General features: G+C 72.0%; 13 protein-coding genes. 9 read left to right on the plus strand and 4 right to left on the minus strand.

All coding sequences use genetic code 11. The features are described 5' to 3' along the window. Positions 1-24 precede the first annotated feature (24 nt). The 5 genes from MJ607_RS04715 to MJ607_RS04735 are packed head-to-tail and all read left to right on the plus strand — an operon-like array spanning position 25 to position 7,829. On the plus strand, positions 25-1,509 hold the full coding sequence (locus MJ607_RS04715) for an aspartate aminotransferase family protein (protein ID WP_243074365.1): 1,485 nt from the start codon (positions 25-27) through the stop codon (positions 1,507-1,509). Beyond that, positions 1,506-2,825, plus strand: coding sequence for a lysine N(6)-hydroxylase/L-ornithine N(5)-oxygenase family protein (locus tag MJ607_RS04720; protein ID WP_243074366.1), 1,320 nt, complete (start codon positions 1,506-1,508; stop codon positions 2,823-2,825). Before MJ607_RS04715 ends, MJ607_RS04720 begins: the two co-directional genes overlap by 4 nt. Then, entirely contained in the window at positions 2,822-3,394 is a 573-nt protein-coding gene (locus MJ607_RS04725) for a GNAT family N-acetyltransferase (RefSeq protein WP_243074367.1), read from the plus strand. Before MJ607_RS04720 ends, MJ607_RS04725 begins: the two co-directional genes overlap by 4 nt. Further along, positions 3,391-5,172 carry an IucA/IucC family siderophore biosynthesis protein gene (locus tag MJ607_RS04730; RefSeq protein ID WP_243074368.1) on the plus strand — a complete coding sequence of 594 codons (1,782 nt, stop codon included), beginning with the start codon at positions 3,391-3,393 and terminating at the stop codon, positions 5,170-5,172. Before MJ607_RS04725 ends, MJ607_RS04730 begins: the two co-directional genes overlap by 4 nt. Further along, entirely contained in the window at positions 5,172-7,829 is a 2,658-nt protein-coding gene (locus tag MJ607_RS04735) for a GNAT family N-acetyltransferase (protein WP_243074369.1), read from the plus strand. Before MJ607_RS04730 ends, MJ607_RS04735 begins: the two co-directional genes overlap by 1 nt. Positions 7,830-7,964: 135 nt before the next feature. On the opposite strand, the gene MJ607_RS04740 is transcribed toward MJ607_RS04735, so the two are convergent. Next, a complete protein-coding gene (locus MJ607_RS04740) occupies positions 7,965-8,543 on the minus strand; it encodes an asparagine synthase (RefSeq protein WP_243074370.1) in 579 nt (192 codons plus the stop codon). A 107-nt stretch (positions 8,544-8,650) separates the two neighbouring features. On the opposite strand from MJ607_RS04740, the gene MJ607_RS04745 reads away from it, so the two are divergent. Next, complete coding sequence (locus MJ607_RS04745; RefSeq protein ID WP_243074371.1) at positions 8,651-9,499, plus strand: SDR family oxidoreductase; 849 nt, start codon at positions 8,651-8,653, stop codon at positions 9,497-9,499. A 9-nt stretch (positions 9,500-9,508) separates the two neighbouring features. Here the strand turns inward: MJ607_RS04745 and MJ607_RS04750 are convergent, their stop codons facing one another. After that, positions 9,509-9,940 carry a YdeI/OmpD-associated family protein gene (locus tag MJ607_RS04750; protein WP_243074372.1) on the minus strand — a complete coding sequence of 144 codons (432 nt, stop codon included), beginning with the start codon at positions 9,938-9,940 and terminating at the stop codon, positions 9,509-9,511. 129 nt (positions 9,941-10,069) lie between these two features. On the opposite strand from MJ607_RS04750, the gene MJ607_RS04755 reads away from it, so the two are divergent. The 3 genes from MJ607_RS04755 to MJ607_RS04765 all read left to right on the plus strand — a co-directional run bounded on the left by MJ607_RS04755 (position 10,070) and on the right by MJ607_RS04765 (position 11,455). Beyond that, positions 10,070-10,273 carry a hypothetical protein gene (locus MJ607_RS04755; RefSeq protein ID WP_243074373.1) on the plus strand — a complete coding sequence of 68 codons (204 nt, stop codon included), beginning with the start codon at positions 10,070-10,072 and terminating at the stop codon, positions 10,271-10,273. A gap of 208 nt (positions 10,274-10,481) precedes the next feature. Next, positions 10,482-10,898, plus strand: a complete 417-nt coding sequence (locus tag MJ607_RS04760; RefSeq protein WP_243074374.1) for a DUF4383 domain-containing protein — start codon at positions 10,482-10,484, stop codon at positions 10,896-10,898. Between the two features lie 11 nt (positions 10,899-10,909). Next, on the plus strand, positions 10,910-11,455 hold the full coding sequence (locus MJ607_RS04765) for a hypothetical protein (RefSeq protein ID WP_243074375.1): 546 nt from the start codon (positions 10,910-10,912) through the stop codon (positions 11,453-11,455). Between the two features lie 136 nt (positions 11,456-11,591). On the opposite strand, the gene MJ607_RS04770 is transcribed toward MJ607_RS04765, so the two are convergent. Then, complete coding sequence (locus MJ607_RS04770) at positions 11,592-12,542, minus strand: aldose 1-epimerase family protein (protein WP_243074376.1); 951 nt, start codon at positions 12,540-12,542, stop codon at positions 11,592-11,594. 118 nt (positions 12,543-12,660) lie between these two features. Beyond that, a complete protein-coding gene (gene araA / locus MJ607_RS04775; protein WP_243074377.1) occupies positions 12,661-14,172 on the minus strand; it encodes an L-arabinose isomerase in 1,512 nt (503 codons plus the stop codon). Between the last annotated feature and the right edge of the window lie 11 nt (positions 14,173-14,183).

Genomic DNA, 14,183 nt, shown 5'->3' on the forward strand with positions numbered 1-14,183 from the left:
CCTGACAACGACGGAGCCGCGCCCGTGCACGAACTGCTCAACAGGTCCTCTGCGACTGCCTACGCCGACCTTCTCGACACCGCGACCGGAATGATCGCGTCGCGCTTCGCGACGGTGCGCCAGCCGTTCTCGGGAGCGGGCCGCACCGAGTTGCAGCAACTCGTCGACGAGGTCGATCTCGACGGTGCGGGAGTCGGTTCCGAGGCTGCCGTGCGCGAGCTCGACGGCGTGTTCCTCGAGCACGCGGTGTGGTTCCACGACCCCGCGTACGTCGCGCACCTCAACTGCCCCGTCGCGCTCCCCGCCGTCGCGGCCGAGTCGGTGCTCGCGGCGGTCAACACCTCGGTCGACACGTACGACCAATCGACCGTCGGCACGCTCATCGAGCGCCGGCTCGTCGAATGGACGGGGTCGCGGATCGGGTTCGCGCAGGGCGACGGCGTCTTCACATCGGGCGGCACGCAGTCGAACCTGCACGCGATGCTGCTCGCCCGCGAGTGGACGCTCGCGCGCCAGGACGCGCCCCGCCACGAAGTCCTCCCCCGCCTGCACATCCTCGCGACGGCCTCGAGCCACTTCAGCGTCGACAAGGCCGCACTGCTGCTGGGGCTCGCCGACGACGCGGTCGTCACGGTGCCCGACGACGGCGAAGGCCGCATGGACCCCGTCGCCCTCGCCGCGACGCTCGCCGCGATCCGGGCGGCGGGCCGCATCCCGATGGCCGTCGTCGCCACCGCCGGCACGACCGACCGCGGCGTGATCGATCCCGTCGCGGCGATCGCCGCGCACTGCGACGCCCACGACGTGTGGCTGCACGTCGATGCCGCCTACGGCTGCGGACTGCTCGTCTCGCCGACGCGGCGACACCTCATCGAGGGAGTCGAGCGCGCCCGCTCCGTGACGGTCGACTTCCACAAGAGCTTCTTCCAGCCCGTCTCGTCGAGCGCGATCCTCGTGCGCGATCAGGCCGACCTCGCCGGCGGCGCGTGGCATGCCGACTACCTCAATCCGCGCGAGAACGCCGAGCCCAATCAGGTCGACAAGTCGCTGCAGACGACGCGCCGTTTCGACGCGCTGAAGCTCTGGACCACGATCCGCGCCCTGGGCGCCGACCGCATCGGCGAACTCTTCGACGCGGTCGTCGATCTCGCCGCGATCGTCCATGACGAGATCGCGGGCGACCCCGAGCTGGAGCTCGTGGGCCGCTCGCAGCTGAGCACCGTGCTCTTCCGCGCGACGCCTGCGGGGACGGATGCCGCGACCCACGACGCCCTCGTCGCCCAGGTGCGCCGCGTGCTGTTCGACTCGGGACGGGCCCTCGTCGCCAAGACGGTCATCGACGGCCGCCCCTGCCTCAAGTTCACGCTGCTGAACCCCGAGTCGACGCTCGACGATGTGCGCGGCGTGCTCGCACTCGTGAAGGACGCGGCGGCGACCCTCCCGGGCATCGCACCCGAGCTCGGCGCCGACCTCGAGGATGCCCTCGTCGGAACGGAGGCCACGGCATGACCGACGCGACGCGCATCCACGACATCGTCGGGATCGGTATCGGCCCGTTCAACCTCGGCCTCGCGTGCCTCGCCGAACCGCTCGGCCTCGACACCGTCTTCCTCGACCGCGCCGACGATTTCCGCTGGCACCACGGCATGATGCTCGACGGGGCCACGATCCAGGTGCCGTTCCTCGCCGACCTCGTGACGATGGCCGACCCCACCTCGCCCTACTCGTTCCTCAGCTGGCTCAAGCAGACCGGACGCCTCTACCCGTTCTACATCCGCGAGAACGTCTACCCCCTGCGCGCGGAGTACGACGCGTACTGCCGGTGGGCGAGCGAGCAGCTCGCGAGCCTGCGGTGGGGCCGCGAGGTCGTCTCGGTCGAGCGGGACGAGGCCGCCGACCTCTATGTCGTGCGCGCCTTGCGCACCGACAGCGGCGCCGAAGAGGTCTACCGCGCGCGCCACGTCGTGCTCGGCGTCGGCACGCAGCCCGTCGTCCCCGAACCGCTGCGCGGGCTCGCGGGACCCGTCGTGCACAGCGCCGACTATCTGCCGCATCGCGAGCGGCTGCAGGCAGCGGCATCCGTCACCGTCGTCGGCAGCGGGCAGTCGGCGGCCGAGATCTACCGCGACCTGCTCGACGGCATCCGCGAGGGCGGGTACCGCCTCGACTGGATCACGCGATCGCCGCGGTTCTTCCCGATGGAGTACACGAAGCTCACGCTCGAGATGACCTCTCCCGAGTACACCGACCACTTCCATGCGCTGCCGATCGCGCTGCGCCAGCACCTCGGTCGCGAGCAGCGCGGGCTCTACAAGGGCATCTCGGGCGATCTCGTCGACGACATCTACGACACGCTCTACCGGCTGAGTGCGTCGGGCCCCGTGCCCACGACGCTGCTGACCGACACGGCGGTGGAGGATGCTTCGTGGGACGGCGAGCGCTTCCGCCTGCGCCTGCACCACGCGCAGCTCGATCAGACCTATGAGCGCGAGACGCACGCGCTCGTGCTCGCGACGGGCTACGCGGCGCAGACCCCCGCGTTCCTCGACCCCATCGCCGCCGAGCTCGACGTCGACCTGCTCGGACGTCTCGACGTCGCGCGCGACTATTCCGTCGACGGCGGCCGCGGGCGCGTGTTCGTGCAGAACGGCGAAGAGCACACGCACGGGCTGACGGCGCCTGACCTGGGCTTCGGCGCGTGGCGCAACTCGTCGATCCTCGCCGCCGTGACAGGCCGTGAGGTGTATCCGATCGAACGGCGCATCGCCTTCCAGGAGTTCGGGCTGCCGCAGGACGCCCTCCTCCCCGCGGAGGTCGGCGCATGACGACGCTCGCCACCGAGTTCGACATCTCGCTCGTGGGGGTCGATCCGAGACGGGATGCCGCCACCGTGCGCGCCTGGCTCGCGAACCCGCACGCCTCGTTCTGGGGCATGGGCCACCTGACCGAGGACGAGGTCGCCGGCTACCTCGCCGAGGTCGTGACCGACCCGCACCAGGACTCCTGGCTCGGGCTCGTCGACGGCCGGCCGACCTTCCTCGCCGAGACCTACGACCCGGCGCACGTGCTGCTGCCCGGCATCCATGACGCTCTCGAAGGCGATCTGGGCATGCACGTCCTGATCGCGGCTCCGCAGCAGCAGCATGTGCGGCACGGTCTGACCGACGCCGTCTTCGCCGCCGTCATGCGGTGGTGCTTCTCGACGCTCGGCGCGCAGCGCGTCGTCGTCGAGCCCGACGTCCGCAACGAGCTCATCGCGCGCAAGAACGCGCGCGCGGGCTTCCGCATCCTGCGCGAGGTCGACGTGCCCGAGGGCGACGGCGTCAAGCGCGCCGCCCTCTCGCTCTGCACGCGCGCCGACTTCGCCGCTTCGGCCCTGGGAGGCCTCGCATGAACCCCGCCGCCCATCTGACGCCCGCGCACATCGCGACGGCCCAGCGCCACCTCGTCGCGAAGGCCATCGGGGAGTTCACGCATGAGCGCCTGCTCACGCCGGTGCGGGATGCCGCTCCCGCCGCCGCCGCCGGCGGCAGCGAAGCCTGGCTGCTCGTGACGGACGGCTCGGAGTACAGCTTCCGCGCGCGCGTCGGCACCCTCGAGCACTGGGTCATCGAGGAGGAGACGCTCGAGCGGCTCGTCGACGGGGTGCATGCGCCGCTCGATGCGCAGCAGCTCGTGATCGAGCTGCAGGGTGTGCTCGGCATCCCGGATCATCTGCTGGCGACCTACCTCGAGGAGATCGCCTCGACCCTTGCGAGCGGAGCGTTCAAGGCGCACCGCGGCGGCCCGACCGCCGACGAGCTCGTGGACGCCGACTTCCAGACCATCGAGGCCGCGATGACAGAGGGGCACCCGGGCTTCGTCGCCAACAACGGGCGCATCGGCTTCGGCGTCGCCGAGCACGCCGCGTACGCACCGGAGGCGGGGCGCGGGTTCCGGCTCGTGTGGCTCGCGGCGCGGCGCGAGCTGTCGCATCTCGCGCTCGGCGAGGGCCTCGACGAGGCCTCGCTGCTGCGCGGCGAGCTCGACATCGAGGAGCGCGCGCACTTCGCGTCGCGCCTCGCCGACCTCGGGCTCGACCCGACCGAGTACCGCCTGCTTCCCGTGCATCCGTGGCAGTGGGAGCACCGCATCGCCGTGACATTCGCGCCCGACCTCGCCCGACGCGACCTCGTCCTGCTCGGCGAGGGACGCGACGAGTACCTCGCGCAGCAGTCCGTGCGCACGATGTTCAACCGCTCGCACCCGTCGCGCAGCTACGTCAAGACGGCGCTCGCGGTGCAGAACATGGGCTTCCTGCGGGGCCTCTCCCCCGCCTACATGCGCGTCACGCCGGCCATCAACGACTGGGTGCACGATCTCGTCGCGCAGGATGCGACGCTTCGGGATGCCGGATTCCGCGTGCTGCGCGAGCGCGCGTCGATCGGCTACACGGGTGACGCGTACCACCGCACCCCGACACCGTCGGCGCACCGCAAGATGCTCGCCGCGCTGTGGCGCGAGAGCCCCCTGCCGCTGCTCGCGCCGGACCAGCAGCTCGCCACGATGGCCTCGGTGCTGCATCGGGATGCCGCGGGCCGGTCGTTCGCGACGGCTCTCGTGCGGCGATCGGGGCTGCCTGCGGCCGACTGGGTGCGCGCGTACCTGCGCGCCTACCTGCGGCCCATCGTGCACTGCCTGCTCGCGCACGACCTCGCCTTCATGCCGCACGGCGAGAACCTCATCCTCATCCTCGAGGGGGCTGTCCCGACCGGCGCGTTCATGAAGGACATCGGCGAAGAGGTGGCGCTGCTCACGGATCGCGCCGTGCCCGACGACGTGCGCCGTGTCATCGCGCCCGTCGACGACCAGGAGAAGGCCCTCGCGGTCTTCACCGACGTCTTCGACGGCGTGCTGCGGCACCTGTCGGGCATTCTTCACGCCGACGGCACACTGCCCGAGGACGTGTTCTGGACGCTCGTGGCCGACACGGTCGACGAGCATGCGGCGCAGCATCCGGATCTCGAGTCGCTCGTCGATCTGCGCGCCCAGACGTTCGCGCACTCGTGCCTCAACCGCCTTCAGCTGCGCAATACTCTGCAGATGGTCGACATCGCGAACCAGTCGGCGTCGCTGCTCTACGCGGGCGAGCTCGCCAATCCCATCGCGCGCGTGCCTGCGCTCGCGCGCTGATGGCGCAGCTGCATCGGGACGCCCAGGGCGTGCCGCACGTGCGGGCGTCCGGGGTGCTCGAACTCGCCGACGCGCAGGGCGAGGTCACGGCGCGCGATCGCGCGTGGCAGATCGAGACCGATCGGCTGCGCGCCGAGGGGCGCCTCTCCGAGCTGATCGGCGAGGCGGGTCGCGCGTGGGACGTGTTCGCGCGGCGCGCGCGGCTCGACGACACGGCGCGGCGCGCGTTCGACGCGCTCGATGGTGAGACTTCCGCCTTCGTCCGCGCCTACACCGCGGGGGTGCGGCGGGGGCTGCGCGCCGGGTCGCCGGCCGAGTTCGCGGCGCTCGACGAGCGCTTCGGGGACGAGGTCGAGGTCGACGAGTGGCCCGACCACGCTCCGCTCGGCATCCTGCACGTCGCGCACGTGCTCTTCACGTCGTACCCCTTGATCCTGTGGCGCGCGCACGTCGCGGCGACGCTCGGCGACGAGTGGATCACGTTGTTCGACGCCGACGACGGGGTGTCGTCCTCGGGCAGCAACGCGTGGGCGCTGCACGGCTCGCTGACCGACAGCGGGATGCCGCTGCTCGCCGGCGATCCGCACCGCATGTTCGAGCTGCCGGGGGTGTACCAGCAGGTGCGGCTCGCGTGCGACGAGTTCGACGTCGTGGGGCTCGCGTTCCCGGGCGTTCCCGGGGTGCCCCACTTCGCGCACACCGGCGAGGCCGCCTGGGGCATCACGAACGCGATGGCGCACGGCACCGACGTGTTCCGCGAGACGCTCCGCCGCACGGCGGACGGTGTCGAGGCGCTCGGGCCGGACGGCTGGCGTGCCGCCTCGGTCGTCCGGTCGACGCTGCTCGTGCGCGGCGGCGAGCCGGTCGAGGTCGAGGCGATCGAGACGGAGCGCGGGCCCGTCGTGACCGACCTCCGCACCGACGGCGACACCCTCGTCGGGTGGTCGGTGCGACTGCCGGGGCGCGCCGAGTCCGATCTCGGGTTCGCCGCTCTGCTGCCACTCCTCCGCGCGCGCACGGCGGCCGACGTCGTCGACGTCTTCGGCTCGTGGGTCGACCCCGTCAACCGCCTGCTCGTGGCCGACCGCGGCGGCGCGGTGCTGTCGGCGACCGTCGGAGCGGCGCTCGACCGCGCGCCGGCCGAGCGGCTGCTGCCGCAGGATGCAGCATCCGTCGCGCCCGTCGGGACACGGCGGCTGCCGCCGGCCACCGCCGTCCCGGACATCCAGGTGGATGCGAACGAGCGCCCGTCGCGGGCCGATCTCGACCTCGGGGCGGGCTATGCCGCGCCGCATCGCGCGCGCCGCATCCGTGCCCTCCTCGACGAACGGGAGCCGGGCTCGACGAGTGACTTCGCGCCGATCTGGGGCGATACGGCGGTGGCCTCGGCCGATGCGCTGCTCGCGTACCTGCCGCGCGAGGACCTCACCGAGGCCGAGTCGGCCGTGTGCAACGCGCTCGACGAGTGGGATCGGCGGATGGATGCCGCATCCCCCGCCGCGGGGGCCTTCGCGGCGTGGCGCGCGGCGGTCGTCCGGCGCGCCGCCGCGCATCCCGCGCTCGCACCGCTCCACCTGCCGCACGGCTTCGGCGCCGTCTACGACCCCTGGTTCTCCGTGGCGGGACGCGTCGCGGCGGGCCTGGCACAGCTGCTCGCGCATCCCGCGCTCGCTGACGACGCGCACCGCCTCGCACGGGAGGCCCTCGCCGAAGTCGCCGACGCGGGCGTGCGGCCGTGGGGAGAGACGCACCGGCTGCTGCCGCTGCACGTGCTCGCCGATGTGCCGGGTGTCGCCGATCCGGGTGCCGGACTGGATGTGGCACTGTCGGGCGACGTCGAGACCGTGCGCTGCACGGGCTCGACGCCGGGGCTGACGGATCGCAGCTGGCGCGGCTCGGTCGCGCGCTGGGCGTGGGACCTCGCCGATCGCGACGCGAGCCTGTGGAGCGTGCCGTTCGGGGCTTCGGGCGATCCGGCGTCGCCGCACTTCGCCGACCAGCTCGACCCCTGGCGCGACGTCGCCCCCGCCCGCGTCGTCACGGACTGGGACGCCCTCGCGCCCGATCTGATCCTCGGCCCGCGGCTCGCGTCCGGGCGTCCGGGAGAGGTCGTGCACGTGCAGCAGGACCCCGTCCTCGGGACGATCGAGTTCGCCGTCCTCGATCCGGAAGGCGACCTCGACACGATTCACGAGTGGGTGACCCAGCCGCGCGGGAAGTTCTGGGGGCTGGGCGAGCTGCCGCGCGACGAGCTGCGCGAGCTGTACGCCTTCGTCGACGCGCTGCCGACGCACCATGCGTTCCTCATCCGCCGCGACGGGCTGCCCGTCGCGCTCCTTCAGACGTACGAGCCCGAGCACGATCCCGTGGGCGACTGCTATCCCGTGCAGCCGGGCGATGTCGGCATGCACTTCTTCCTGGGGGCCCGGGGCGAGCGAGTCGCGTCGTTCACGACGCGACTCGCGGCCGCCGTCGCGCGGTTCCTGTTCGCGCAGCCCGCTGCGCGGCGCGTCGTGGCCGAGCCCGACGTCGGAAACGAGGCGGCGGTCGGGCGGATGCAGCGCCTCGGCTTCGAGCTCGGCCCCGAGATCGATCTGCCGGGCAAGCGTGCGCAGCTCGCCTTCCTCACCCGCGAGCGCTGGGGCGCTGCGGGGTAGTGCCGGGCGCGACGACCACCCCGGAGAAAGAGGAAGCCCCGACCGTTACCACACGGCCGGGGCGAGACGAATGAGAAGTTCGCCTATCCCGACCAGCGTACCGCGCAAGCCTGGGAGGTGGCAGAACGGGTCGGGTCAGGTGCGGTCCGACTCGAGCGGGGCGGTGTCGCCCTTCTCGAGCCGGCGACGGTGCGCGCCCAGGCGCGGCAGGTCGACGAGCCGCAGCGCCTGCATGCGCGCCTCCCGCATCGTGTCGTAGTCGGGGTCGTACTCGGGCCGCATGCCCTCGACCTTCAGGCGGCGCTGCAGGTTGGATTCGACATCCCCCCATGCGGCGTCGCGCGCTTCGGCGACGAGCTCGCGGACGGCGTCGGCGTTCGCGGCTCGACGGCGCAGCTCCTTCGCGATTCCCTGGTACTGCCGCTGGCGGCGGCGCAGGTTGCGCGTGTCGCGGTCGCGATAGTCGTGCGTGCCGTGGGAGTCGCTGTACTTGCCCCAGGCGGCGCGACGCTGGCGACGCGCGAGGGTCGCGGCGGCATCCTGCTCGTCGGCGAGCGCGATGAGCGTGTCGTGCGCGAACTGCGCGAGGCGATCGATGTCGTAGGACGCGTCGTTGCTGATCGCCTCGACCAGGATGTGGTTGCGCACGGAGAGCCGAGCGGCGGCCGAGGCGATCGAGAGTCCCTCCTCGATCGCGTCCGCGGTCCTGCCCATACGTCGCACCTCCTCCGCCTTCGAGGCTACCGCCGTCGGTCATCAGCTCGTGCTCGCGTCAGGGAGAATCGAGGACGACTCTGCGATGGAGCAGGAAAGGAAAGACGATGGCCAGGATGCAGCGACTCGACGTACGGGGGAAGACCACCGTCATCACGGGCGCGGCCAGCGGCATGGGTGCCGAGGTCGCGCGCGAGCTCGCGCGCCGCGGTGCACGCCTCGCGCTCGTCGACCGCAACGCGCAGGGGCTGACTTCTCTCGCGGGCGAACTCGGGGGCCAGGGGCACACGACGCACGTCGTCGACCTCACCGACGACGAGGCTGTGCTCGCGCTCGCGAGCGAGGTCGAGGCATCCCACCCGCATGTCCAGGCGCTCGTGACGTGCGCCGGCTCTTCGATGCTCGGAGACGTGGACCAGCTCACGATGGACGAGATGCGCTGGCTCATGGACGTCAACCTGTGGGGCACGGTGAACATCACGAAGGCCCTCCTGCCTGCGCTCCGGCGCGAGCCGGCGGCGCACATCACGCACCTCGTGTCGATCTACGGGCTCGCGGCCCCCGCGGGGCGCATCCCGTACGCGATGAGCAAGTATGCCGTGCGCGGGTTCACCGAGGCGCTGCGGCACGAGCTCGAGGACTCGACGGTGAGCGTCGGCGCCGTGTACCCCGCGGGCGTGAAGACGGGGATCATCCTGCACGGCCGGTATGCGGCATCCATCGATCCCGCCGTCGCCGACCGCGCGGCACAGGCGCAGGCCGCGATGTACCACACCGAGCCCGCCGACGCGGCGCGCAAGATCGTGGAGGCGACCGTCCGGCGCTCGGCGCGGACGATGGTGGGGCGTGAGGCGCGGCTCGTCGACGTGCTCGCCCGCGTGACCCCGAACGGCTACTGGGCCTTCATGCGTCGCCCGCTGCGCGCAGCGATCGACACCCGGACGCCCGTCGCGTAGCGCGCGGCCTCAGGCCGAGAGCTTCGCGACGACCGCGTCCACGCGCCGCGCACGCGTCTCGGCGGCCTTCGCGGACTCGACCGACGTGACGTGCGCCTTGCGGCTGCTCGGGGAGAGCGCGTCGAACGCCTCGCGCAGCCCTGCTCCGGCGAGCGCCGCCGCGAGGTCGTCGGGCACGTCGACGGTGCGCGGAGCCGTGTCGAGCTCCACGTCCACCGTGATCGCGTCGCCGCCGCCGATGCCCGTCGCGGCGCGCTTGTCGGAGCTGAACGGGATGAGGGACTTGCCGCCCATCACCCCGACCGTACTCCGGTACTCGAAGCCGTTCACCGTCACGGCGACGGCGGGGCGCTTGCCGCCGGCGAGCGCCTCGATGACCTCGGGCGGCACTTCGATCCCGGTGTTGTTTCCCATGAGGAGCATCGTCGTCTCGAATCGCACGGCTCGAGTCTGCCGCATTAGCAACCCCTCAGTGCGGATGCAAGCCCCCCGGCAGCCGCGATGCCCGAGCGTAGCGTCGAGGAACGGCCCGGTCGACGGGCGCCACCCTCACCACGAAGGAGCACTCCGATGGGATTCACTGAAGACGCCAAGGAGACGGCTGAGACGGCCGGTCGCAAGATCCAGGACGCGTGGGAAGACACCGTCGACAAGATCGGCGACAAGATCGATGAGGTCAAGGCTGACGCCGACGTCAAGAAGGCCGAAGCCGAACGAGACTCGGTCCACAAGCGCAACGAGGTGAAGGCCGACCTGCGCGGCGACGACCACTGAAGACGCGCCGCGACCGCTGCACGCTGCCCGGTCGCGGGGTGAGAAGCCGAAGGGCCCCGGAGTGCACTCCGGGGCTCTTCGCACGCGCCCTGGGGACTCTTCGGAGGCGTTCTCGATCCGATCCGGAACGGATCCAAACCGATCGAGTGGATGCTCCGAACAACCCTCTGACGCGGCATCCGGCCGCGCATCGAAGGGGGAGGATCCCATGCGCTCGTCACCGAATCGCCTCGTCGCCACGATCTTCGGCGCCGTCTACCTGCTCGTCGGAACGCTCGGCTTCACCGCGACCGTCGGCATCCCGCTCGTCGCGACCGACGGCGGCCTGCTGCTGGGCATCTTCGAGGTCAACCCGCTGCACAACATCGCCCACCTGCTGATCGGCGGGGCCCTGCTCGCGTCGGGGCTCGTCTCGGTGCGCGCGGCGAAGGCCGTCAACAGCGTCGTCGGCGCGGCCTATCTGCTGCTCGGCATCGCCGGGTTCTTCCTCGTGGGGACGGCTCTCAACGTGCTCGCCCTGAACACTCCCGACCACTTCCTGCACCTCGCGAGCGCGATCGTGCTGCTGGGTGTCGGGCTCGCCGCGGACCGCGCTCCGGCGCTCACGACCAGCCGCACGGCGTGAAAGGACCGGCCGTGCACGCGACGCTGGTCGAGGCATCCCGTAGGAGGGGACCGGATGCCTCACCCGCCGCGTGGGCGGCCGTTGCGGCGTGGGGTGCGGGGCTCATTCAGCTCGCGCTCGGCGCCGGGATGCTCACGACGCCGACAGGCGCGCAGGCGGCTGGGGTTCCGCTCGCAGCGCTCGGCATCGGGAGCCTCGTATGGGGGGCGGCGGCGCTCGCCCGCGGACGCGTCATCGCGCCGCGGGCGGGTGTCGCGGGGGTTGTCGCAGGACTCGTCGCGGGCGGGCTCGGGCTGTGGGCCGATCCCGCCCGCACGAGCGTCGGGGCGGCCGGAGCGGCATCCGTCCTTCTCATGGCGGTCGGACTGGCCTGCGGGCGCACGCTGCGGAAGGGCGGGAGGGTCCCCGCGCCCACTCCCCCGCGTCTCGCGCCGCTGTTCATCGCCGCGGTCGTCGTGGCCGCCGTCGTGACGCCGGCGCTTTCAGCGACCGAGGCGGGCCGCCTCGCGCCCGACCACGGCTCGCACGGCGTCGTCGAGGACGTGCACTCGCACTGACGCGGGGCCTGGGCGATGCGTCGCGACGCCCGGGCCGACCTCGGAGGGGGCGACCCCTCGGCAAGCGCGGGGACCGTGGATGCGCGACGGACGCCCCCACCCGGGTCGCTGAGCGTGCCGAAGCGTCGCCGCCTGGTCAGAGAGCGGCGATGCGCCAGGAGGCCGTCGTCGACGCCGCGGGCTCGAGCACGATGAGCCCCGCGTCGTACGCGTACGACGCGGCGTTGAACGCGTCGGGCGCGCACGTCATGGGCTCGACCGCGAGACCCGCGCGGTGACCCGGCTGCGCCGGACCGCCGGGGAGATCCGCCGTGTGGACCTGCACCCAGGGGCACGCGGCATCCCACGTCATCTCGACGCCCGTGCCGCCCGCGTCCGTGAGCCGGACGGTGGCGATGCCGGACGCGTCGCGCACCAGCCCCGTGTAGGCGTGGTCGATCTCGGCGGCGCCGATGAGGTGCGCCTCGCGGTAGTCGAAGCGCGCGGCGTCGTCCGCGTCGACGGCGCGCAGCTCGGTCGGGATGAGGCGGTCGTCCGTCACGGCGAGCACCTGCGCGGCCGGGAGCTCGAACGTCCACTCGTCGAGAGCTGCGGGCCCCGCGACGAGGTACGGATGGGGCCCTGTCCCCCACGGTGCGGGGGCGACGCTGTCGTTTCGTCCCGTCACGGTCTGCACGAGCCCGTCGGCGCTCAGCCGGTAGGTCGTGGTGACCTCGACGCGCCACGGGTAGCCGGCCTGCGGCTCGATCGTCGCGGCGAGCGTCACGTGATCGGAGCCCGCGTCGGTCACCTGGAAGTCGAGCCACGCGGCGAGTCCGTGCAGCGCGTGGCCGCGCTTGGGCTCCGTGAGGGCGAGCTCGTGCGTGACGCCGTTCAGCGTGAACACGCCGTCGACGACGCGGTTCGGCCACGGCGCGAGCGTCGCACCGCGGTATCCCGGACGCAGCTCGTCGGCGTCGAACGGCACGACGAGGTCGCGCCCGTCGTGGCGCAGCGCGCGCAGCGAAGCGCCGACGCTGGCGATGACGGCTTCGTAGGCTCCACACCGAAGGGTGTGCTGGATGCCGGAGACCGCGGTACGTCCCATGAATGTGATTCCTCTACTCGAAGTTTGTTGCCGGGCCCCCGAAACGGTTCAGTGTATGGCCCCGGGAGAGCACACGTCGACCCGCCGGGCCGGAGCCGGCGGGTCGACGTGTGCGGGGTCAGATGCCCTGTGCGAGGCGGTAGTACGCCTGGTTCCAGCGCAGCTCACGCTGGAAGCCGCGCACGGTGGTGTCCTCGTCGATGACGACGAGCTCGGTCTTGGCGATCTCGGCGAAGTCGCGGAACACCTCGATGCCGACCGCCGTCGTCATGACGGTGTGGTGCGCGGCACCCGCCGCGAGCCAGCAGCCGGCGCTCGTCGCGAAGTCGGGCGCGGGCTTCCAGATCGCACGGCCGACGGGCAGCTTGGGCAGGTCGGGAGCCTCGACGTTCTCGACGACGTTCGCGACGAGGCGGAACCGGTCGCGCATGTCGCTCATCGCGACGACGAGTGCGGGGCCCGGGTCGGCCGTGAAGACGAGACGCACGGGGTCTTCCTTGCCGCCGATGCCGAGCGCGTGGATCTCGAGGCGCGGCTTGGCGGTCGTGAGCGATGGGGCGACCTCGAGCATGTGGGCTCCGAGGATGCGCTCGTTGCCGGGCACGAGATCGTAGGTGTAGTCCTCCATGAGGCTCGCGCCGCCGGGCAGGCCCGCGCCCATGACGTTCGCGACGCGCACGAGGATCGCCGTCTTCCAGTCGCCCTCGGCGCCGAAGCCGTAGCCCTCGGCCATGAGCCGCTGCACCGCGAGACCCGGCAGCTGCTTGAGCGCGCCGAGGTCTTCGAACGACGTCGTGAAGGCGCCGAAGCCGCCCTCCTCGAGGAACGAGCGCAGACCCACCTCGATCGCGGCGCCGTCGCGCAGCGACTGGTGGCGCTCGGCGCCGGGGAGCAGCTCGGCGGCGACGTCGTACTGCGCGATGTACTCGGCCACGAGCGCGTCGATCTCGGCGTCGGTGGCCGCGGCGACGGCATCCGCCAGTTCGTTGACGCCCCACGTGTTGACCTGCACGCCGAAGCGCAGCTCGGCCTCGGTCTTGTCGCCCTCGGTGACGGCGACGTAGCGCATGTTGTCGCCGAAGCGCGCGAGCTTGAGGCTGCGCGCTGCCGCCCAGCCGGCTGCGGCGCGCTGCCAGTCCTCGATCTGCTGCAGGACGACGGGGTGCGAGACGTGGCCGACGACCGTCTTGCGCGCGACGCCGAGGCGCGTCTGGATGTACCCGAACTCACGGTCGCCGTGCGCGGCCTGGTTGAGGTTCATGAAGTCGAAGTCGATGTCGTTCCACGGCAGCTCGACGTTCGCCTGCGTGTGCAGGTGCAGGAGCGGCTTCTGCAGCGCGTCGAGGCCCGCGATCCACATCTTGGCGGGGCTGAACGTGTGCATCCACGCGACGACACCGATGACGTCGTCGCGGCCGTTGACCTCGAGCGCGAGACGGCGGATCGAGTCGGAGTCCTTCAGGACGGGCTTCCAGACGACCTTGACGGGCAGGCCCGCGAGGCCGTCGGCGACGGCCTGCGACTGCTCGGCGACCTGGCGGAGCGTCTCTTCGCCGTAGAGGTTCTGGCTGCCCGTGACGAACCAGACTTCGTAGCCGTCGAGCGAGTTGGAGAGGGGTGTGCGGGTCATGGCGGATCCTT

The sequence above is a fragment of the Microbacterium sp. SS28 genome (genome assembly GCF_022761035.1).
GTDB lineage: Bacteria > Actinomycetota > Actinomycetes > Actinomycetales > Microbacteriaceae > Microbacterium.

Bases quoted from the DNA above. Each gene is read 5' to 3' on its own strand.
- MJ607_RS04745 (WP_243074371.1), top strand. From the start codon at position 8,651: ATGGCCAGGATGCAGCGACTCGACGTACGGGGGAAGACCACCGTCATC.
- MJ607_RS04730 (WP_243074368.1), top strand. From the start codon at position 3,391: ATGAACCCCGCCGCCCATCTGACGCCCGCGCACATCGCGACGGCCCAG.
- MJ607_RS04770 (WP_243074376.1), bottom strand. From the start codon at position 12,542: ATGGGACGTACCGCGGTCTCCGGCATCCAGCACACCCTTCGGTGTGGA.
- araA (WP_243074377.1), bottom strand. From the start codon at position 14,172: ATGACCCGCACACCCCTCTCCAACTCGCTCGACGGCTACGAAGTCTGG.
- MJ607_RS04755 (WP_243074373.1), top strand. From the start codon at position 10,070: ATGGGATTCACTGAAGACGCCAAGGAGACGGCTGAGACGGCCGGTCGC.
- MJ607_RS04760 (WP_243074374.1), top strand. From the start codon at position 10,482: ATGCGCTCGTCACCGAATCGCCTCGTCGCCACGATCTTCGGCGCCGTC.
- MJ607_RS04740 (WP_243074370.1), bottom strand. From the start codon at position 8,543: ATGGGCAGGACCGCGGACGCGATCGAGGAGGGACTCTCGATCGCCTCG.
- MJ607_RS04735 (WP_243074369.1), top strand. From the start codon at position 5,172: ATGGCGCAGCTGCATCGGGACGCCCAGGGCGTGCCGCACGTGCGGGCG.
- MJ607_RS04725 (WP_243074367.1), top strand. From the start codon at position 2,822: ATGACGACGCTCGCCACCGAGTTCGACATCTCGCTCGTGGGGGTCGAT.
- MJ607_RS04720 (WP_243074366.1), top strand. From the start codon at position 1,506: ATGACCGACGCGACGCGCATCCACGACATCGTCGGGATCGGTATCGGC.